20 protein-coding genes are annotated in these 20,124 nt (G+C 38.7%); 6 read left to right on the top strand and 14 right to left on the bottom strand.

What is annotated here, in order from left to right; all coding sequences use genetic code 11:
- A partial coding sequence (locus QNK26_RS01980; protein ID WP_319220584.1) for a ferredoxin--NADP reductase occupies positions 1-738 on the top strand: 738 nt, incomplete at its 5' end.
- Here QNK26_RS01980 and QNK26_RS01975 read toward each other — a convergent pair.
- Positions 739-1,740 (bottom strand): LysR substrate-binding domain-containing protein, encoded by a 1,002-nt coding sequence (locus QNK26_RS01975; RefSeq protein WP_319220583.1) that lies wholly within the window; start codon positions 1,738-1,740, stop codon positions 739-741.
- Between the two features lie 124 nt (positions 1,741-1,864).
- On the opposite strand from QNK26_RS01975, the gene QNK26_RS01970 reads away from it, so the two are divergent.
- Positions 1,865-3,133, top strand: coding sequence for a D-amino acid dehydrogenase (locus QNK26_RS01970; protein WP_319220582.1), 1,269 nt, complete (start codon positions 1,865-1,867; stop codon positions 3,131-3,133).
- Here the strand turns inward: QNK26_RS01970 and QNK26_RS01965 are convergent.
- From QNK26_RS01965 to QNK26_RS01945, 5 genes are all read right to left on the bottom strand, one after another.
- Positions 3,130-4,059 (bottom strand): patatin family protein, encoded by a 930-nt coding sequence (locus QNK26_RS01965; protein WP_319220581.1) that lies wholly within the window; start codon positions 4,057-4,059, stop codon positions 3,130-3,132. The genes QNK26_RS01970 and QNK26_RS01965 overlap by 4 nt on opposite strands.
- Positions 4,060-4,267: 208 nt before the next feature.
- A complete protein-coding gene (locus QNK26_RS01960; protein WP_319220580.1) occupies positions 4,268-5,122 on the bottom strand; it encodes an RNA polymerase sigma factor RpoD/SigA in 855 nt (284 codons plus the stop codon).
- Between the two features lie 382 nt (positions 5,123-5,504).
- Positions 5,505-5,795, bottom strand: coding sequence for a YkgJ family cysteine cluster protein (locus QNK26_RS01955; protein ID WP_319220579.1), 291 nt, complete (start codon positions 5,793-5,795; stop codon positions 5,505-5,507).
- Between the two features lie 2 nt (positions 5,796-5,797).
- Complete coding sequence (locus QNK26_RS01950; RefSeq protein ID WP_319220578.1) at positions 5,798-6,466, bottom strand: site-specific DNA-methyltransferase; 669 nt, start codon at positions 6,464-6,466, stop codon at positions 5,798-5,800.
- A gap of 237 nt (positions 6,467-6,703) precedes the next feature.
- A complete protein-coding gene (locus tag QNK26_RS01945; RefSeq protein WP_319220577.1) occupies positions 6,704-7,021 on the bottom strand; it encodes a DUF6172 family protein in 318 nt (105 codons plus the stop codon).
- Positions 7,022-7,159: 138 nt separating this feature from the next.
- Here QNK26_RS01945 and QNK26_RS01940 point away from each other — a divergent pair, with 138 nt between their 5' ends.
- Positions 7,160-7,624, top strand: coding sequence for a hypothetical protein (locus tag QNK26_RS01940; RefSeq protein WP_319220576.1), 465 nt, complete (start codon positions 7,160-7,162; stop codon positions 7,622-7,624).
- Between the two features lie 104 nt (positions 7,625-7,728).
- The gene (locus QNK26_RS01935) at positions 7,729-8,739 is read left to right on the top strand and encodes a CNNM domain-containing protein (RefSeq protein WP_319220575.1); all 1,011 of its coding nucleotides are present in this window, start codon (positions 7,729-7,731) and stop codon (positions 8,737-8,739) included.
- 90 nt (positions 8,740-8,829) lie between these two features.
- On the opposite strand, the gene QNK26_RS01930 is transcribed toward QNK26_RS01935, so the two are convergent.
- The 6 genes from QNK26_RS01930 to QNK26_RS01905 form a co-directional block, all read right to left on the bottom strand.
- Positions 8,830-9,702 carry a VacJ family lipoprotein gene (locus QNK26_RS01930; RefSeq protein WP_319220574.1) on the bottom strand — a complete coding sequence of 291 codons (873 nt, stop codon included), beginning with the start codon at positions 9,700-9,702 and terminating at the stop codon, positions 8,830-8,832.
- Positions 9,689-10,342 carry an ABC transporter substrate-binding protein gene (locus QNK26_RS01925; RefSeq protein ID WP_319220573.1) on the bottom strand — a complete coding sequence of 218 codons (654 nt, stop codon included), beginning with the start codon at positions 10,340-10,342 and terminating at the stop codon, positions 9,689-9,691. Before QNK26_RS01925 ends, QNK26_RS01930 begins: the two co-directional genes overlap by 14 nt.
- A 50-nt stretch (positions 10,343-10,392) precedes the next feature.
- The gene (mlaD, locus tag QNK26_RS01920; protein WP_319220572.1) at positions 10,393-10,845 is read right to left on the bottom strand and encodes an outer membrane lipid asymmetry maintenance protein MlaD; all 453 of its coding nucleotides are present in this window, start codon (positions 10,843-10,845) and stop codon (positions 10,393-10,395) included.
- A 20-nt stretch (positions 10,846-10,865) separates the two neighbouring features.
- On the bottom strand, positions 10,866-11,624 hold the full coding sequence (locus tag QNK26_RS01915; RefSeq protein WP_319220571.1) for an ABC transporter ATP-binding protein: 759 nt from the start codon (positions 11,622-11,624) through the stop codon (positions 10,866-10,868).
- 7 nt (positions 11,625-11,631) lie between these two features.
- Positions 11,632-12,435 carry an MlaE family lipid ABC transporter permease subunit gene (locus tag QNK26_RS01910; protein WP_319220570.1) on the bottom strand — a complete coding sequence of 268 codons (804 nt, stop codon included), beginning with the start codon at positions 12,433-12,435 and terminating at the stop codon, positions 11,632-11,634.
- Positions 12,436-13,410: 975 nt separating this feature from the next.
- The gene (locus QNK26_RS01905) at positions 13,411-13,578 is read right to left on the bottom strand and encodes a hypothetical protein (protein ID WP_319220569.1); all 168 of its coding nucleotides are present in this window, start codon (positions 13,576-13,578) and stop codon (positions 13,411-13,413) included.
- 497 nt (positions 13,579-14,075) lie between these two features.
- Here QNK26_RS01905 and yjjG point away from each other — a divergent pair, with 497 nt between their 5' ends.
- Both yjjG and QNK26_RS01895 read left to right on the top strand, forming a co-directional pair.
- On the top strand, positions 14,076-14,753 hold the full coding sequence (gene yjjG, locus QNK26_RS01900) for a pyrimidine 5'-nucleotidase (RefSeq protein ID WP_319220568.1): 678 nt from the start codon (positions 14,076-14,078) through the stop codon (positions 14,751-14,753).
- Between the two features lie 109 nt (positions 14,754-14,862).
- Positions 14,863-15,465, top strand: coding sequence for a hypothetical protein (locus QNK26_RS01895; protein WP_319220567.1), 603 nt, complete (start codon positions 14,863-14,865; stop codon positions 15,463-15,465).
- 79 nt (positions 15,466-15,544) lie between these two features.
- On the opposite strand, the gene QNK26_RS01890 is transcribed toward QNK26_RS01895, so the two are convergent.
- Positions 15,545-16,837: a serine/threonine transporter gene (locus QNK26_RS01890; protein ID WP_319220566.1), complete on the bottom strand. Its 1,293-nt coding sequence runs from the start codon at positions 16,835-16,837 to the stop codon at positions 15,545-15,547.
- 456 nt (positions 16,838-17,293) lie between these two features.
- Positions 17,294-20,029, bottom strand: coding sequence for an EAL domain-containing protein (locus QNK26_RS01885; RefSeq protein ID WP_319220565.1), 2,736 nt, complete (start codon positions 20,027-20,029; stop codon positions 17,294-17,296).
- Between the last annotated feature and the right edge of the window lie 95 nt (positions 20,030-20,124).

Below are 20,124 nucleotides of genomic sequence, written 5' to 3'. Positions count from 1 at the left end.
GTGACAGGACGTATTAACTGGACTGATAGCGAATTCAGTTTGCAGATCACCGCCGAAATTTCTCGTTATAGCGCGGGGCAGTTTACCAAGTTGGCATTATGTGATGATGCTGGTGAGTGGGTTCGTCGGGCGTACTCATTTGTTAACTCGCCGAATCATGCGTTGGGTCCACAGGTGATGGAGTTTCTAATTATTACTGTTCCTGATGGCAAACTGTCTTCACGATTAGAGCGGTTACAAGTCGGAGATGAAGTATATGTGGGTAGAGATGCTAGCGGTTTTATGACGTTGGATGAGATCCCGCGTTATACAAAAGATCTGTGGTTATTATCAACAGGGACAGCGATTGGTCCTTTTCTATCGCTACTTGATGAAGTGGCTACCCAGCAGCGTTTTGATAACCTAGTATTGGTGCATGCGGTAAGAACGTCGGCCGAGTTAGTTTATCAGGAAAAAATTCAGCAACTTGAAGAAAGGTATCAAGGTAAGTTTCATTATGTGCCAATTGTGTCGCGAGAATATAGAAAAAATACATTACGAGGTCGGATCCCTGGATTATTGCAGACGGGTGAATTAGTGACAGCAGCGGGTATTGCATTAAGCCCTAAGAGTAGCTTTTTCTATTTGTGTGGCAACCCGAGTATGGTTAAGGATACTTGTGAGGTGCTACATCAGCTCGGTTATCAAAAACACTTACGTCGTAGTGCTGGCCACTTTAGCTCTGAAAACTACTGGTAATTATTTTTGCGTGTCTTTATTGCAGAGTTGCGAGAGCGAGACTTGTTGTTTTAACCACACTTTAAAACACTCAATCGCAGGTGAGTGATGATGTTGGATCAAGTAATAACCGGCGTGAGCATCTATTGGGCTGAAGGGGGAGACTAAACCTTCTTTGGCTAGTCCTGCAGTGGTTAAACCATGATTGAGTAGCGCGCAACGGGCTAATGCAACACCTAATCCGGCAGCGGCGGCTGCAATTGCCATGTCGGTACGATTAAAATAATGGCCGTGTTCACTGAGTACACAGCTTTCACTCTGGCTACTCACCCCATTGTTGTTGGTTGTGGAGCGTGACATTTGTTGTAACCAAAATTGCCATTCCATATCTTTATCGGCTTGCTGCCAAGGCATCGCATCATGTAAGAGCGTCATACTTTGCATATTGGTCGTCTTCTTCGCCATACTCCAGTCAAACTTGGCCATGTATTGCGGACTCATCACCGGTAATAACTGTTCTGCTAATAACAATTCAGCGTTAATTTTTTTATCACTCGGGTGATAGGGACTTTGACCGTAATCTATAGCAAGATCAAAATTGCTATCTGTGTGATCCAGCAATGCGCCTTCGGCAAAGGTATGGATCTTAATATCAGGATATTGCTGATAGAAATCTTGCAAGCGAGGAACCAACCATTTATAGGCAAAAGAGGGGGTGAGTTTAAGGTGTACCTCTCCGGCATCACGGTTAACTTGTTGTAACTGGCTAATGACATCGCCAATCGCGGTGAGACTTTGTGCGACGACTTGCTGTAGTTGCTGTCCGACAGGGGTTAAACGGATACCACGAGAATGGCGTTGAAACAGGGTTAACTGGAGGTTTTGTTCCAACTGTTTTATTTGCTGGCTAATCGCTCCCGTGGTGAGATGCAATTTTTCAGCGGCTTGAGTGAAGCTATCACAGCTGGCTGTCGTTGAAAATGTGGCTAGGCCGGATAATATATTATCGTTAATTTTTATCATAAAAAACCTCATAGCCTATTCTGAGTTTAGTTTATCTAAAGGCTAATGTTAATACTTATAGATTGTTAAGTAAATGTAACATCCTATACTGAGCAGCTTATTCACTGATAATAGCTGGTAGCAAATGGAAGTAATCGTATTAGGTGGCGGAGTTATTGGGCTAACGTCCGCGTGGTATCTGGTGCAGGCTGGGCATGAGGTTACTGTTATCGATCGTCAGCCGAGAGGCGCTGAGGAAACCAGTTTTGCCAATGCAGGACAGATATCTTACGGTTATTCTTCTCCTTGGGCTGCACCAGGGATCCCCGTTAAAGCGATTAAATGGTTGGCGCAAAAACACGCCCCATTAAAAATTAAGCCTGGGTTATCACCGGATTTGTATTTATGGGCAGCAAAAATGCTGGCTAACTGTAATCAGTATAGTTACCAAATAAATAAAGCCCGAATGTTACGCATTGCTAACTATAGTCGTGATTGTCTGATTGAATTACGTCAGCAGCAAGATATTCAGTATGAAGGTCGGCAAAAGGGGACTTTGCAGCTATTTCGTCATGAAGAACAGCTATCAGCGATAGCCAAAGACATAAAAATATTGGCTGATAGTGGCACGCTATATGAAGAACTCGATGTTGCTGCTTGTATTGCTGTAGAACCCGGATTAGCCGGTGTGAAGGATAAAATTGTCGGTGGACTACGCTTACCAGAGGATGAGACTGGTGATTGTTACCAGTTCTGCCAGCAGTTAACCGCATTAGCCCAAGCTGCGGGAGTTAAATTTAAATTTGGTGTGACGATTGATAAACTCAATCACGGCGACGGTAAAATTCACTCGGTAGCTACCAGTGCCGGAAAACTCACTGCAGATGCATACGTGGTGGCGATGGGGTGTTATTCAGCGGCATTATTAGCGCCAATTTTGTCGCCTTTCGGTCTGGCGATGCCTATTTATCCGGTCAAAGGTTATTCGTTGACTGTACCTATTGTGGATGCCTCTCAAGCGCCAGTATCAACCGTCATGGATGAAACTTACAAAGTGGCGATGACGCGTTTTGACCAGCGGATCCGCGTTGCTGGCACGGCTGAGTTAGCCGGTTATAATTTAGATTTGGCCGCATCACGACGAGATACCATCGCGATGGTGATTAATGACTTGTTTCCGAATGCGGGTGACATGAGTAAAGTTGAGTTCTGGACTGGACTGCGACCAATGACCCCTGATGGCACCCCGATTATTGGTAAGACGCCGGTGGCGAATCTATTTACCAATTGTGGTCATGGTACATTGGGTTGGACTATGGCATGTGGCTCGGCGCGTTATCTTGCTGATATTGTCAGTGGCGTTACCCCTGATATTGATAGTCGTGATTTGGATATTTACCGTTATGGTGATTAATTGTCTTTAAATAACGCTGCACGCTGGCTAGCTAAAAATAATGTGCCCATTTCATAGCCCATTTTATAATCGGCTGTTAATGCTTCATCACTGCTACCAAGAATGCGACTTGCTAACGATTGTGGAGGGGCAATTTCAATTATGTGAGCGTCTTCTGGCGGTGTATGGATAAAGTCTATCGCATCATTATAAGAATTCTCGTGGCCAGTAATTATATCTAATACTTTTGGGCAGCGCTGTGAACTACATACCCAAGACTTTAGTTTATGGGCCCAAGGGGAACGCACATTCTGGTGCGCAGGCACAGTCCGCAGTACAATGATCTTTTTAGCACCACGATGATAAGCTTCTTGAATTGGGATGGGTAATGCCACTCCGCCATCAACGTAATGACCATCACCAATCGCGACCCCTTTCTTATATAAATAAGGTAATGCACTGGATGCTTTGAGCATGGTAAGCCAATTATCTGCGGTTGGTTCAAGAAAGGTCGGGCAGAATCCATTTATGTTGGTGGCCGAAAAGAGTAACTGACGATTTTTCAATTGGGCTTGGGCACAGTTCATATTGAGTTGGTATTCAGGATCATTAACCCTATCAAAATACCAATCAAGATCCACGGTATTACGCCCAGAAAGCGGGCGCTTCATATTAAAGAATTCGGGATGTTTTGATAACTGCATGATAGATCGTTTAGCATGGCCGGATTGTCTGGTCATGTAACTGGATAAGTTTTGTGCACCCGCTGAGGTACCGATGAGTAACGCAAAAGGGTTAAAGTCTTGGGCTAGCCAACTGTCTAAAATACCTGCGGTAAAAATACCGCGTTGTCCGCCGCCCTCAACGACCAGTGCCGTGTCTTTGATAGGCGTGGTTGCTGAACAACTTGCGATATTGGTTAAGGTATTACTGTTTAGTTGGCTCATATATCCTCCGGCATTAACGAAGAGACAATTTACCTGATTATTATCGATAGTGTAACTCGGCTTTTTGTTTTACTTTGATAGTCCAGGACTATTGAAAGTGGCTGTGTATTTATGTAGGAGTTTATGTTGAATTGTATAATGCAGATATCAGTAATAAGGAATTGTATTAGCCGTTTTAAAGACTAATACAATTAACAATTTAACTGGCTTAGTTTAGGTAGTCTTGCTGACTAACGCTGTTTACTAATAACTCGGGTTTAATTTTTTGTAAACTTGCGGTAATGATTTGGCGTACCCGTTCTCGAGACATAAACAGGCGTTCACCAATGGCGTGTAGTGTTTGTGGTTCTTCCCTGCCTAAGCCAAATCGAAGTTCGATAATTTCTCTATCACGGTTACATAGGTGACTTAGTACTTCAGCTAGGTAGCTAGAGGTATCGATATTTTCTATTTCATCATTAGGTTTACAAATCGAGCTATCTTCAATTAAGTCAACCAGCGCGGTACTTGAGTCATTCTTAGTTGCAATGGTTTTATCTAAACTCGCTTCAGTGAAATAATAAGAGAGTACGTCAACGACATCATCAAACTCGAGCTCTAGGTTAACCGCTATTTTTTGTAAATCAATGTTACATTTAAGATCAAATGATTCTTCACGGGCATTCTTTAAGATACGTTTATAGGTTTTACCGACATGAATGGGTACTCGAATGGTGCGAGACTGATTCATGATGAAGCGTTCGATATTATTTTTAATCCACCATACTGCGTACGTAGAAAAACGAAAACCTTTGGTGGCATCGAATTTTTCGACGGCATGGATTAATCCTGTATTACCTTCTTGAATAATATCAACCAAAGACAGAGATGTATGTTGATAACGTTTAGCAATATTGATGACAAGGCGTAAGTTAGATTGGATCATACGTTGTCGTGCTTTTTCGTTACCTTCGTGAGCCGCTATAGCAGTATCATACTCTTCTTCTTTGGTAAGTAAGACACTGCTTTTATTTACTTGTTGCATGTATAAATCTAATGCATTTGATTCGTTAAATAAGTCCATTTTTTAACCCTCAACATATTTTATTAGCGATACTCACTCATCCCTGTAAAAATACGTAACTCTATGACAGATGAAGAAATTAAGTTTGTGACAGCTTGTCTAATTATAATCCGCCAAATTGAAAAATATAGATAGTGATATAAATAAAAAAAGGGTCATGTTGTGAATAAGTTAAAAGAATAGGATAAATAGGAGTGATGTAAGACCAGTTTTTAGTAAATACTAACTAATTTTGTACAGGGGGAGTACATTTATAATTTTATTTGTTCTATATCAAGGAATAGTGGCGGATTTATTCATAAAAGCATGGTCAATGGGTAATTGGTATACCCATCGATAGTGCTAACAGCAGTGCTGACTTGGTTATTATTTCGTGAATTGGTTACATATGTTCTTTACGTTCTTCAATACACTCGTATGATGCCATTTCAAATATGCGACATACCCAAGGTCTGTTTTCATAGATAGTGCACATTAACGTGTCTCTATCGAGCGCGGCACACCAGCCATCATGACCCTGAGCCATTACCTGGCCACCCCAATCATCAGTGGTAATATAACGCTTAGGTACCCCCGTTTCTGTTAGTAGCATTACCTCTAGGCGACAGCAACATGCTTCACAGTTAGAGCAGGTGATTTCCGCAACGGGTAGATTAGTTATTTCAATAGTCATTATTATGCCTTTGCTACCGGTTTAATGCGGTTTTTTACAAACTCATGTGCTGAAGGGGCTATATCTGCGCCTTCAGATTGTCTACCTAGGTTAGCAGCAGCAACTAAAGTCGCGCCGGAACCGAAGAAGGGATCAATAACCAAGTCACCAATGCTTGAACTTTGGCTGATTAGTTTTTCAATCAGTGGCACTGGCTTCTCGGTTGGATAACCGCGCCAAACCCGTTTTTCTTGTAAGACATCAGGCATGCCTAAATCTTGTAATTTACGCTTACCTTTTTCGAAAAATAAAATGAATTCATAACGTGCGCGATAATGATAACCCATACCAATGGCACATTTATCCCAGACTATTGGTTTCCAAAATTTAAACCCGAGCTCTTCGGCAATGGGTTTAATGACAAACATGGTTTCTTGATCGCAAAATAAATAGAAGTGACTATTTTTTTTCAGTACTCGATAAATTTGCTCAATTAACGCAGGAAAATCACTATTAGGAAAAATATCAAACCATTGGTTACTCGAACCTGCGCTGTTTTTTAAGCGAGTTGTAGTGCCTATTTTTCGGTGTTTTTCTAAGGACTCATAAGGTGGATCTGTGATGACGAGATCAACACTTTCATTCGGGAGGGCTTTTAACCAGTCTACTGCGTCAATCTTATGTAACTTCATTTATTTTTTTCAACATGTTTGCAGTTGCCTGCATGGCTTAGGGCGCCATGTTATCAGGTAACGTAGGTAAACAGTAGTTTTGCATTACGCAGAGTAAATATAAACACTATTTTCTAGGTCAGGAAAAAATCATCATATGCAGTAAATGTATTTGCGGACACTTAAATTGTAGGAATGGGTGGACGGGAATGCGACGTTGAGTTGATAACAGGGAGTATTGATACTCCCTGCTGAATATTATTCTTCGCCGTAATCTAAATCTTCGTCTTCTTCATTGATTACGCGAATACCATCTTTTACCAGAATTTCGATATAGAAAGATGCGTCTTTGCTTAGGTCTCCGCTATCAATAGATTTATTGATTTCTGATAGGTGAATAACCTGCGCTTCTTGTTCTGTTAAGCCATACTTACAATCAAAGTCCCAGTAATCTACGCCTTTCGGTAGCGTTTTTTTACGCTCTCTTTTGATGTATTTTCTGATTTCGCTTTTGATAGCTTCAACTTGGCGAGCTGGAACGATTTTTGGGTGGTTCAATACAAACGTTTTTTTCATTTTAACCCTTTAAGGAATTACGGATATTTCATAACATAGATTAATTATATCAGGGAAAAGAAGAAATGTGGCGAAGAGTACAATTTGTCTGCACTTTTAATCGCGTTAGTTTTCTTGTGAGTGATGATTGTGGAGTTGATGATGAAATATAGTTTTCTAATAATTTTATTGCTACTGACCTCGACGGCACAAGCCAGTTATTGTAGTGGTAAAAACTGGCATGATGCTTATCAATTTTATACCCACAATATCGACGTACTCAATGATCATATTGACCGCTATAATGGCTTGTTAAATCAGAACAACGCCAGACAGGTAAGTGGTGAAACGCAACCATATTTGCAAGCCACATACGTGATCGCAGAGTTAGATAAACTGAGTAATGATGTTGAAGAGTTAGGGAGTAAGTTTACGAGGGTAAAAGAACTATGGCAACTTATTCGCGATGATTGCTTGAATGATGATGAACTTGATTATAATAGTAAGGCGATTGAAAACATGCAAGGGGCGGATATAGGGCGTACAGAAGTGAATGACTTGTTATCTCGAATTGAATATTTAAGAGTTTATTTGTTTCAAGTCGTTGAAGTTGAAAGGTATTAATCCTGATTGAGAAATATTTACGCTAAATTACATGGTATTATTTTGCTATAATTATCGCTTTATGATAATTATTAGCTTCATAAATATTCTTATAGAAGGTAATAATGACACTGTTAATAATTTACGCTGTAATTTCGATTGTGATTTCGTTTGTTTGTTCAATCTTAGAAGCTTCACTGCTAAGTATGACACCAAGCTATATCGCTAAAATGCAACGTGAAGATCCTAAACTTGCAACAAAATTAGCTAAGTTAAAAGACAATCTCGATCGTCCCTTAGCTGCTATATTAACACTTAATACGGTGGCCCATACTGCAGGTGCTGCTGGTGTAGGTGCGCAAGTAACGGCAATGTATGGTAGTGCCTATTTAGGTATTGCATCTGCTGTCATGACGATATTAATTTTAGTGCTTTCGGAAATTATCCCTAAAACAATGGGTGCGACTTATTGGCGACAACTGGCACCATCAAGTGTCACTATTTTGAATACCATGATTTTCTGCTTAAAACCTTTCATCTTTATGTCAGAGCAAATCACCCGTCGTATTGGCCAAGGTCATAGCCATAACATTGATATGCGAGAAGAAATTATAGCGATGGCGCATGTCGCAAAAGACACCAATGATATTGATGACGATGAAAGTCGTGTTATTCGTAATATTTTGGATCTTCACAACATTAAAGTGAAAGATATTATGACGCCACGTGGTGTCGTCTCATGTGTTGATGCCAATATGAATGTACGTGATTTTGAAGCCTTAATTACCAATATACCGTTTAGCCGTTTACCGCTATTGAGTGATGATGAATTCTTTGGTTATGTGCATAAATCAGATATTTTACATCATGACAGTGACACCAAACTGCTGACTTTAGCTAAACCACTCGAAGTATATTTACCCACGCAGAATGCTGAGCATGTATTTAATGATATGCTACGTTCTCGAAATCACCTCGCCAGTATTCACGATGAATTGGGGACTTGGTTAGGTATTGTTACGATGGAAGATATTTTAGAAACCATTCTTGGGCGTGAAATTGTCGACGAAAGTGATACCAATGTCGACATGCGTAAGATTGCAAAAGCGAAATGGCAGAAGCGATTAGCCAAGTAATTAACGAATATACAATCACTGAGTTGATGACTCTATCAACGTTTAAATAAAATAAAACGAGGCGTATTAGCCTCGTTTTTATTGCTCATTCTATTCCTCAGCAATTCTATCTGCACGATACTCAATATAAAACTCTTTCATACGTTCGTAAGGATCGATGTAAGCTTGTTTAAAGGCTTCGTAATCACCCAAACTAAAATAAGTTTCGTTTACTTTCTCAACGGCTTGCACTGTAATCGATAGTCTATCGGGCTGTAAATAAGTTAATGGACTAATAAAATAATCTGCACTTCGTCCTACCGTATCTCTTAAGGTTGATGGACCAAATACAGGCCAAACAATATAAGGACCATTACCAATACCGTATTTACCTAATGTTAGTCCCATATCTTGGTTGTTTGGTTGCCAATCTAAATAATGAGCCGCTGGATCCATGATACCTAATATGCCAATTGTCGAATTTATTGTAAAACGGCCTAACTCTGTGCCTGTTGATTCAAGATCACCTTGCAGTAAACTACTGGTAAAGCGGACTGGCATGGTTATATTTCGAAAAAAATTGGCGACCCCAACACGAAAAAACTGCGGTGTAACGGCTTTATAACCCAATGCTGTTGGACGTAATACCCAAAAGTAGAGCTTATCATTGACATGAAACATGGCTTTATTGAAGTAATAAAAAGGATCTGATATCTCAATCTGTTCGGTGACGTCCAGAGGACTGTCATCACTGAATAAATCATCGTCATCGCCATCATCATCTGTAAACAGTCCATCATCTTCAAGTTGCCCATCATCATCAAACAAGCCATCATCCTCAATAAATTCGGATTCAGGGGCGTTGATTGGCGAAATTGACGCTGGCTCAGTACTCTCTTTGGAATTGACACTACCGTTCATCACCAAAATTAGCAGTGATATGGTAACTTTAGCTACAACAATTGATTTATTACTCTTGTGCATTGTTTTCCGCATGAGCTCGATTTTTGTCATTAAGTAATATTAACAATTCATCCGGTGTATTTTTTAATAACAGAGCCGAATATTCTTTACGAAATGAACTAACAAGGCTTCTGCCTTCAACTTTTACGTCATAGATCCGCCATTCATCATCTTTGAGTCGCAGTGAGTAATCAATGGCGGTTTTTTTGTTAATTAAGCTGTTAACACGAGCACGTTGCATTTTACGTATTGGCTTCATTGCTGAAGATTTCGTTAATAAGACCGAGAATTGACTATCGTTATTGAGTCGGTCTAGATATAGGTTACCAAGATGGATGGTAAACGCATCGGTAAAGGCAGCTTGCTGCTGTGTGTTAAAGCGGTGATCGCTGTAATCCCCCAGTGGACTGTTCGAACTGGCTGCAAATTTACCCAGTGTTAACTCTGAAATTAAAGTAAAATCAAAATAGGTAGTTACAATCGGCCAAAGTTGATCTCGTTTAACCTGAGTTGTCAGTTGTGGATCATTAATGATGCTTAAAGATTGTTGCATCGCATGGTCAATTAATGCCGTCGCTTGATTAATGTTATTGGCATTGGCATTAACCGTTGCCGAAAATAGCAAGAAGGTTGAAATGCATAAAGTGATCATTTTTTTCATAGGTGCCTCATTATACAAGGTTCGAATACATGGTAATGCTGACGATGTGGTTATTCACCTTCACCACTAAAGACATATTTACTGATGAGATCTTCAATATCTAATGCGGATTCTGTTTCTTCAATACTATCACCAGCTTCTAGAATTTCATCACTACCACCAGGAGTCAGCGCCAGATATCTATCTCCGAGTAACCCTGCTGTTTTAACGGATGCAATCACATCGACAGAAAGGTTTATATTTTTTTCAATTTTTAGTTTTACACGGGCGATTTTAATATTGGGTAATAGGACAATATTTTCAATTTGACCGATTCTCACGCCTGCCATTTCCACATTCGCACCACCTTTTAGGCCAGTAGCAGAACTGAAATCAGCATAAACGCTATAATAGTTATCGCCGAGTAACTCCATTTTACCTAGCTTAAGCGTTAGGTATCCAACACAGAGTATACCGATCAGTACAAATATACCGACAGAAGTTTCAATGGATGATTTTTTCATAATAGCTCCAATTTATTATTTTAATCGATATTGAGTAATGCTGACTCATGACCGTGGATGAATGTTGAAATAACGGGATTGTCATCATTGTCTAGTTGTTCAGGAGTACCTTGAAAAATAATGCCGCCTTTATCAAGTAATGCAACGCGTTGGGAAATGCTAAATATCTCTGGGATCTCATGGCTGACGATTATCCCAGTAAAACCAAGTTTACGTTGATAGTCTGCGATCATTTTATGAACGGCTTTTTTACGTATTGGATCGAGCCCTGTTGTTGGCTCGTCAAATAAAATTATTTCAGGCTCAGTAACCAGCGCGCGTGCAAGGGCGACTCTTTTTCGCATACCGCCAGACAGTTGCCCTGGATATTGTTGTTCTGTGCCCATGATATCGAGTTGTGTCATCCGCATTTCAACGCGTTGTTGTATCTCGGCTTTGTTTAGCTTACTTGCTTCTTGTAATGGTAGCGCAATATTTTCATATACCGTCATCGAATCAAATAATGCGGAGTCTTGAAACATATAGCTAAATTTCTTCTTTAAGCTAAGTTGCTCGGATGCTGAATGGTCTAGAAAGGCTTTCCCTGAAAAAAGAATAGAGCCTGAATTCGGTTTGAGTAAGCCGATAATATGTTTGAGTAATACGCTTTTACCTTCACCACTCTTACCTATGATCGTCGTTATTTCCCCTTTAAAAATACTGAGGTTTACCTTATTCAAGACTGTTTTTGTGTCGAATGTTTTAGTGACATTGCAAAACTGAATCAGTGGCATATCCATAGCATTCCTATAATAAAAACGACGTTAAAATATAATCAATAACAAGTACCAAAATACTGGCTTGTACAACGGCTGTTGTTGTTGATAGGCCAACGCCTTTAGCACCAAAGTTATCACGACGAGTATGTGTGTAATAACCTTGATAGCAGCAGACGGTAATGACTGTAATGGCAAAAAATATGGATTTAATGAAACCTTCGGCCACATCGGCCATGATGACACTATTTTCTACACGGTAGAAATAAGTCGCGGGATTAATGCCTAATAGTTGAGAACCTGTCAGGTAACCACCGAAAATACCAACAGTATCGAAGATTGCAGTTAATAGTGGGAAGCTAATCAGTGCGGCAATAATTCGCGGGCTGACCAGAAATCGGATTGGGTCTATGGTCATAGTTTTGAGTGCATCAATTTGTTCTGAAATACGCATAATACCTATTTCAGCGGTCATTGCGGAACCAGCTCTACCGATGATCATGATCGCGGTTAATACAGGACCTAACTCACGAATAAGGGTAAGTGCGACTGCTGAGCCAAGTAAGCCCGTTGAGCCAAATTTTGAGAGGGTGTAATAACCTTGTAATCCAAGCACCATACCGGTAAATAACCCTGTGATACAAATAACAACAATAGATTTAGCGCCAATAAAATAAAGTTGTTCAATCACTCTACGCCATTGCCAAGGGCGAGAAAACATGTGTATCACGCTATGTAAAAGAAACAGCGCTGCTTTACCAAAGCCTTGGAGTAAAGAGATAACTGCGTGGCCAAGCTGAGCCAATGGGTTTTTCGAAAAGTTCGCTCCAAGCATGCATACCCCTTAATCCATTTAGGTTTGTTTGATGTTTATTATAGGATGCTCATCAAATCAAATAATTTAGAATAGTATCAAATGTTTAATGTGTCAAAGTTGAAATGATAAGGGTGTTGATTATTGTGAATATAAGCATTTATTTAACTTTATATCATTTATTTTAGTTAATTTAAGGGCAAAAAAATTACGGTGTACTATATTTGTAATTAGGTCGACTGGTTATTATATGCCAACTACCTTCTGTAATACGTAAGAAAATGTAAGTGAAGAACGTACATGGCAGATACGTGTTAGTGAGAAAGAAAGTATAAGTGAAGACGAATAACGTATGTGACAGATACGTGCAAGTGAAAATGAATAACGTAGGTGACAGATACGTGAAAATGAATAACGTAGGTGAAAGATACGTGTAAATGAAAACGAATAACGTAGGTGAAAGATACGTGTAAGTGAATAACGTACGTGTAAGTGTAAGTGTAACTGAAGATGAAGATGAAGATGAAGATGAAGATGAATAACGTACGTGAAAGGTACGTGAAAATGAATAACGTAGGTGAAAGATACGTGTAGGTAGAAATGAATAACGTACGTGAGAATGAAGACGAATAACGTAGGTGCAAGATACGTGTAAGTGAAAAAGTGTAAGTGAAGAAGAACAACGTATATGACAAGTACGAATAAGTAGTAAGGAAGTTAGTAAGTGAAGAAAGTAAGTAAAGTAAGTAAGAAAAGTATTGTGAAGATAGAAGTATGTATTTCAGTCGACCTTCTTTTCCCATATATGTAAGTCAGGTTAACAGCCTGGCTTTTTTTTGTCTAAAATTCCAAATCATTTAATTCGCCATTGATAATGCCAAGAAGCTGATAGTTAGGTTTTATTATTGGATTTAGTAAGAGAAATACGAAAGGATATATGAAGGAGGGGGGTTAATATCCCGATATTAAAAATATCGGGAATTGGTATTGATTTAATTAGCTATTTACTAGCATATCAATAAAGTTACGGCGTTCAGTTACTGTTGAAAGTTGAGCAATTTTCTCACCTTGTGAATCAGTAAATGCTACTCGGTTTTTGTGAACTGAAATCGAGTGTACCGGTTGTTTAACTTGGATCTGTGTACCATTAAAAATAATAGTCATAATAAAACTCACTATATAGGCGTAGCTTAAGCTAACGCATTATTTGTAATAAGCTTCATTACCGTATAACGATAATATTCTGAAATCTCACTATCTTTATTCTTTTATAAATAGCTGACTTAATAAGAAGTGTTTACAGCACGCAACATTTGCTGTATTTCGTTGTTCAATAATTTAGCTTTATATGTTGGATTTTTTAATCTGGCTTACGGAATTTTCTAGGTAAGGCTAATCGTTGATTTTTAATTCGAGGATTGTTATTAAATAAATCTTCAACGATAGTAACAGTGCATTTTCTAAGTAGCAAGTTTATTTTTGTTTATTGTTACTTTTTTTATTAATGTTGAGTTATTTCTTAGTTGTACGTCACTTTTCCGCTATTATACTTCCCCCCCCTAATGATTAAGATAACCTGATGTTTTCAATGCAAGTTTATCTTTTTTATTCTAACTCTAATTTTTATTTTATTGTAGCGGCTAGCCGTTGGAGTGATTTACATGAAATACCAATGGATCTTATTCGATGCCGATGAAACATTATTTCATTTTGATGCATTTAAAGGTTTGCAGTTGATGTTCTCTCGATTTGATGTCGATTTTAAGCGAGACGATTTTAGTCATTATCAAACCGTCAATTTACCTTTATGGGTTGATTATCAAGATGGCAAAATTACTGCAACACAGTTACAAAATCGCCGTTTTCAATTTTGGGCGGAAAAATTAAAGGTGACAACACAAACCTTAAATAGTGCATTTATGACTGCCATGGCTGATATTTGCTGTTTACTACCAGGGGCACAAGAACTCATTTCGGCATTAACAGGCAAAGTAAACATGGGTATTATTACCAATGGTTTTACAGAATTGCAGCGTGTTCGTTTAGAAAAAACAGGGTTAAAAGATGTGTTTTCACCATTGGTAATTTCAGAACAAGTCGGTATTGCGAAACCTGATATTGGAATATTCGAACATGCGTTAGCCCATATGGGAGAACCAAAACGTGAACAAGTATTAATGGTTGGTGATAATCCTCATTCTGATATTTTGGGCGGGATGAATGCAGGTTTTGATACTTGTTGGCTTAATAGTGAGAACACCGAATTACCTGAAGGTATAAAACCCAGCTATCAAGTGACTTCATTAACACAGCTACAATCCTTGTTATTCAAGGGGTAATTTCGATAGCAACTATAAAAATGTTTATATTTTTAGGCTGCGTGCCGATATACTTTTAGCTATCAATCAAATACATAATTTTAAGTTTAATTTTTTATAGGAATAAGTCATGTTGAAAGTTTCAACGCTTGCCAGTTTATCGTTACTTACTGTGGCCCCGACATTAATGGCAGAACCTTTTAGCCATAATAACGCGCAGTTAAGTTATCGCGCGGAGCATTGGGCACTAAATGTTGAACGTGCTATTACAGAAGATTTTTATATCACAGGTTTTTACCACCACACTGATGATATTGCGTTAAGCCCAAACGTAAAAGCCAAAGCCAAAATATTAGGTGCCGGCTTGATGACGTCTACCAATATTGGTCACATGACCGAATTTTATGCAGGCGCTAACCTTAGTCAAAGTAAAATTAAATCTTCGGAAAACGATATAGCACGACCAGAAGAGTCAAATTTTTATCCGAGTGTGATTGCCGGTGTGAAACTGTCTTCTAGCCCTCAATTTGAAGCTGATTTTAATGTAAACCATGGTTTTAGTGATAGCCAATATACTTATGGTTATCTTGATTCAACGTCTTTTACTGTTGGCGGTAAATACTTTATCGATCAAGCTATGGCAGTAGGGTTGTCTTATGTGTGGGTTAAAGAACAAGATAAGGCGATGACTTGGGACAACATAGGAGTGTCATTCAGTCTATATTTTGAATAGTGATTGATAATATATAACAATAAAAAAAGACGAGATTGCTCTCGTCTTTTTGGTATCTACTGAGGATTACGTGCTGGTTTTATTGAACCAGAGAGTAAAAAATAGCGGTAATTGAAATCACACCAATAAGAGTAACGAATACATTACTTAGTGCACCAGAGTATTTTTTCATTGCTGGTACTTTATGGATTGCATACATTGGCATAATAAATAGTAGTAATGCAATGATTGGTCCGCCTAGGCTTTCAATCATGCCTAAGATGTTCGGGTTAATCGTTGCAACAGCCCATGAAGTAACAAGCATGAACATAGCGGTGAAGCTGTTTAATGTCTTTTTACTTACTTCTTTACCTTTACTACGCGCTGCTTTTACAACTAGACCGTTAAGACCTTCACTTGCACCGATGTAATGACCTAAAAATGATTTAGTGATGGCAATGATAGCAACAATAGGTGCTGCATAAGCAATTACAGGTGTATTAAAGTGATTCGCTAAATAAGTCAAAATAGACACGTTCATCTCTTTTGCTTCAGCAAGGTTCGCAGGTGATAGGCTTAATACACAGCTAAATACGAAGAACATCACTGTTGCGACCATCAATACGTGGGCACATAATAAAATTCGTGAGCATTTCTTCTCGGCGTCATCACCATGTTCATTTTGCTTTGCGACAGCAAATGAAGAGATAACAGGTGAGTGGTTAAACGAGAAAACCATCACTGGTAATATCAACCAAACAGCCATCATAATTGAACTCATACCACCTTCTGCAGGCATTACTTGTTCGAAGATTGCACCATTCCAATAAGGAACTAGGTAAAGTGCGAGCATTAATAATACAGCAACGAACGGGAATACTAAGACACTCATTGCTTTAATAATAAGTTGTTCACCTAGACGCACAATAGCAATCAAGCTAAGAATAAGAACGAGGGCTAAAATCGCACGTGGTGGTGGTGTAATATGCAGTTGATTTAACATGAAATCTTGCACAGTATTAGTTAGCGCTACGCTATAAACAAGCAGAATTGGGTAGATAGCGAAGAAATATAGTAAGGTAATTAGTTTACCCATGCCTACACCAAAATGTTCTTCAACTACTTCAGTAATATCTGAACCAGGCTTTGAGCTTGATAAGACAAATCGAGTCATGCCACGGTGAGCAAAGAAGGTCATCGGTAATGCTAATACAGCCATTATCAATAGGGGAATCAGGCCGCCTACACCAGCGGTAATTGGTAAGAATAAAGTACCAGCACCAACGGCTGTACCATATAAGCCAAGTACCCAAACGATGTCACTTTTAGACCAGGTTGAACTTGTTTTTTTTGTTGTATTTGCAGTAGAAATGTTTGCTGTTAACGTATCCATTATGGATATCTCCTATAAGAGGTATAAACCTGCAAAGAGCTATAGTCATAATTCATCCGTGCTTCACTATGAAAGTGAACAGATGCACACCTTAAATGGTTAATGTGCATCTCTATTTAAATACCTATTTAGTACTATATATCTTTTTTCAGGCTGCAATTTATAAAATATAGTTTAACTTGTCAAATATATTTTAAGGAGTATTGCCACTTGTTAAGATGCTTGTTAAATAGTGTGATCCAGCCCTCGTTATTACCGCTTTGGCTAAACAGAGAGTGATGATGAAATAATCAAAAAATAGCTAAATAAGATCAGATACGGGAATGTATTTAGGTAATAAAAATGGATTGTTTAGGTGGTTCGTAGCGATAAATAAGCATTTGATAACTGACTTTGTGTCATGGCTTATAATGATATAGAAGCTATTGTATTTTTAGTTGTGATGAACAAATAATATTATGACAATAGATTTGAATTGAGCATATTATCGATGGGTTGTGGTTTTCCTATGCCATAGCCTTGTGCGAAGTCGATACCAATCGCTTCTATTTTTTGTTTAATGGCATCATTTTCAACGAACTCCGCGATAGTTTTTAACTCCATTAAATGTCCAATCTCGTTAATCGACTTTACCATCGCAGCATCAATTGGATTAGTTAAAATATCTTTAACAAAGATGCCATCAATTTTTAGAGTATTCACGGGTAGATTCTTGAGATAAGCAAATGAAGACAAGCCACTGCCGAAGTCATCTAATGCAAATTGGCAACCAAAGGTAGTTAAGGTGTTAATGAAGACTGTGGCATGCGCAAGATTACTAATGGCGGCGGTTTCGGTTATTTCAAACATGATCTGGTGGGGTGATACCTTGGCTTGAGTTATAGTATCCATGATATGTTGCAACAGCTCTTCGTCACCCAATGAAGCCCCCGATAAGTTAATGCTAATGTGGTCAAATCTATCAAGTTGTTGGTGATGTATTCGCATCCACAGTAATGTACGGTCAACTACCCAACGATCTATCGGTTGAGATAAGTTATAGCGTTCTGCAATTGGTAAGAATACCCCAGGGGCAATCAGTTCGCCATTTTTATCTAGCATACGCAGTAGTACTTCAAAAACTGGCTTATGTGCAGGATCTGATAAGGGCACAATAGGCTGGGCATAGAGTTCGAAGCGATCTTCACTAAGGGCTTCTTTTATTTCATTAACCCAGCGGAATTCACCATCGCGCTTGGCCAGTAATTCATCATTGTCATGGTAAGTATGCACTCGATTACGGCCTAAATCCTTGGCGGCATAACAAGCAAGATCAGCATGGATCAAGACTTCACTGGTATTACCTGAGGTATTACAGATCTCCGCGACACCGATACTGACGCCAATACTAAAGCAGCTTTTTTTCCACATGAATTGGAATTTCTTTATTTTTTCTAATATATCATTGGCAGCAGAAACTGCTTCTGATAATTGGCAGTTGCGCATTAAGATGGCAAATTCATCACCACCTAACCGCGCTAATATATCGTTAGGATTTAAACAGTCATTAATTAATCCGCCGATTTGACGTAATAATTCATCACCCGCAGCATGGCCGCAGGTATCATTAATGATTTTGAATTGGTCTAAATCTAAGAAGCATAATACATGGGTAAGGCGACTGCCTTGAGCGCTGCAAACTGCATCTGTGAGTTGGTGTTCAAATTCGTAACGATTGATTAAGCCCGTGAGCATATCGTGTTTTGCTTGGTATGTTATCTGTTTAGAGATGACTCTTGATTCTGTGATATCAACTTGAATACCGATGAAGTGGGTGATTTCGCCACTGGCATTAGTCATTGGTATTATCGTGACTTTTGCCCAGTATAAATGTCCATTTTTACGCTTATTTTGTAATTCACCTGACCACTCTTTACCGTTTATTATACTTTGCCATAACTTATTATAAGTTGTATTTAGGGTTTGTTTAGAGCGGAAAAAATTGGCTTTTTCTCCAAGGGATTCTGGTGATGTATAGCCTGTTATCTCGGTAAAACGTGGGTTGACGTATTCAATGATACCTTGGGTATTGGTGATCATAATACCGTCTAAGCTACATTCCACTACACGTGATAACTTTTGCAAATTGGCGGTATTTTGTTGTTGCAAGGTTATATCGTCACACACACCAACTCCACCATCTATCTCACCTGAACTGGAATAGAGAGGTACTAAATCGACTTCTAGATAGGATTTTTTATTGTATGAAACAGATACATACTCACCTTCAAAGGTACTCAATTGCCCTTTTAGTGACGATTTAATTGCTTGGGTTAGAGGGATGTTTTTGATCTTTTTCAACATGTTAAAGCCAATTAAACCATTTTTATTGGCACCGATAATATCTTCAAAATGGCGGTTTGTTCTTAGCAATATGCCTTGTTTATTGTAATGAAAAATACCTACAGGAGAGTGCTCAAAAATAGAGCTTAATTTTGCTTCACTTTGTACCAGCTCAGCGGTTCTTTTGGCCACTTTATCCGTTAATCTTTTTACTTGTTGGCGATAACTTATTGTTTGCATGAAGAACAAAAAGAATAGTGCGAACATAAATATAGCTGCAATGAGTATGGTTTTGTTGAAGTGCTGGTTTAATTCAAATGATACCGTATCAATCGTAATGTCTGCTGCCGCAATATAAAGGCTACCATCAGAAGCATGGAGCGGAATAAAAATACTGCGGTAACGCCCCCACTTGTCTTGGTACTCGACTAAATAGGGTTTAGGCTCTGAAAAAACAGTATAGAGATGAAGGTCGGCATCATCATAGACGGTGAGGAAGTCTGTGCTGCTCTTATCAAAGTCATCATCATTAATAGGCGTCTCACTCGACGAGGTAAATAGGATCTTATTATCACGTAGTATCAGTGTATATAAGTTAGTAATATCTGCCTGTTCAACATATTCAGAGAGAGTATTTCGGTTGATTAAATTTAATTGCGCTGAATTATCATTGTAACTCATATCGCGTTGATGAAAATTAACTGGTAGCAATGAGGATATTGTCAGTGCGGCTGTTTTTAATTTTAAATCAAGCTCAGTGTAGATGTGACTTCGTTCTTGAAAATAGCTGTAAACGGCTAAGCTAATAATAGAAATAATATAGATCGAAATTGAAATGTAAATCCGTTTACTTGATTCAAAAGACTGCATTTTTAGTGAACTACTATAAGTGATGAATTTTTAATATGCCTTTTTTGGTCATTTATTGCAATATGTGTGACCGATTTATGCATCGGAACCAGACT

The sequence above is a fragment of the Moritella sp. genome, from assembly GCF_033791185.1.
Taxonomy (GTDB): domain Bacteria; phylum Pseudomonadota; class Gammaproteobacteria; order Enterobacterales; family Moritellaceae; genus Moritella.
The sequence above is the reverse complement of the archived record's forward strand: the minus strand, read 5'-3'. Positions and strand labels throughout refer to the sequence as shown.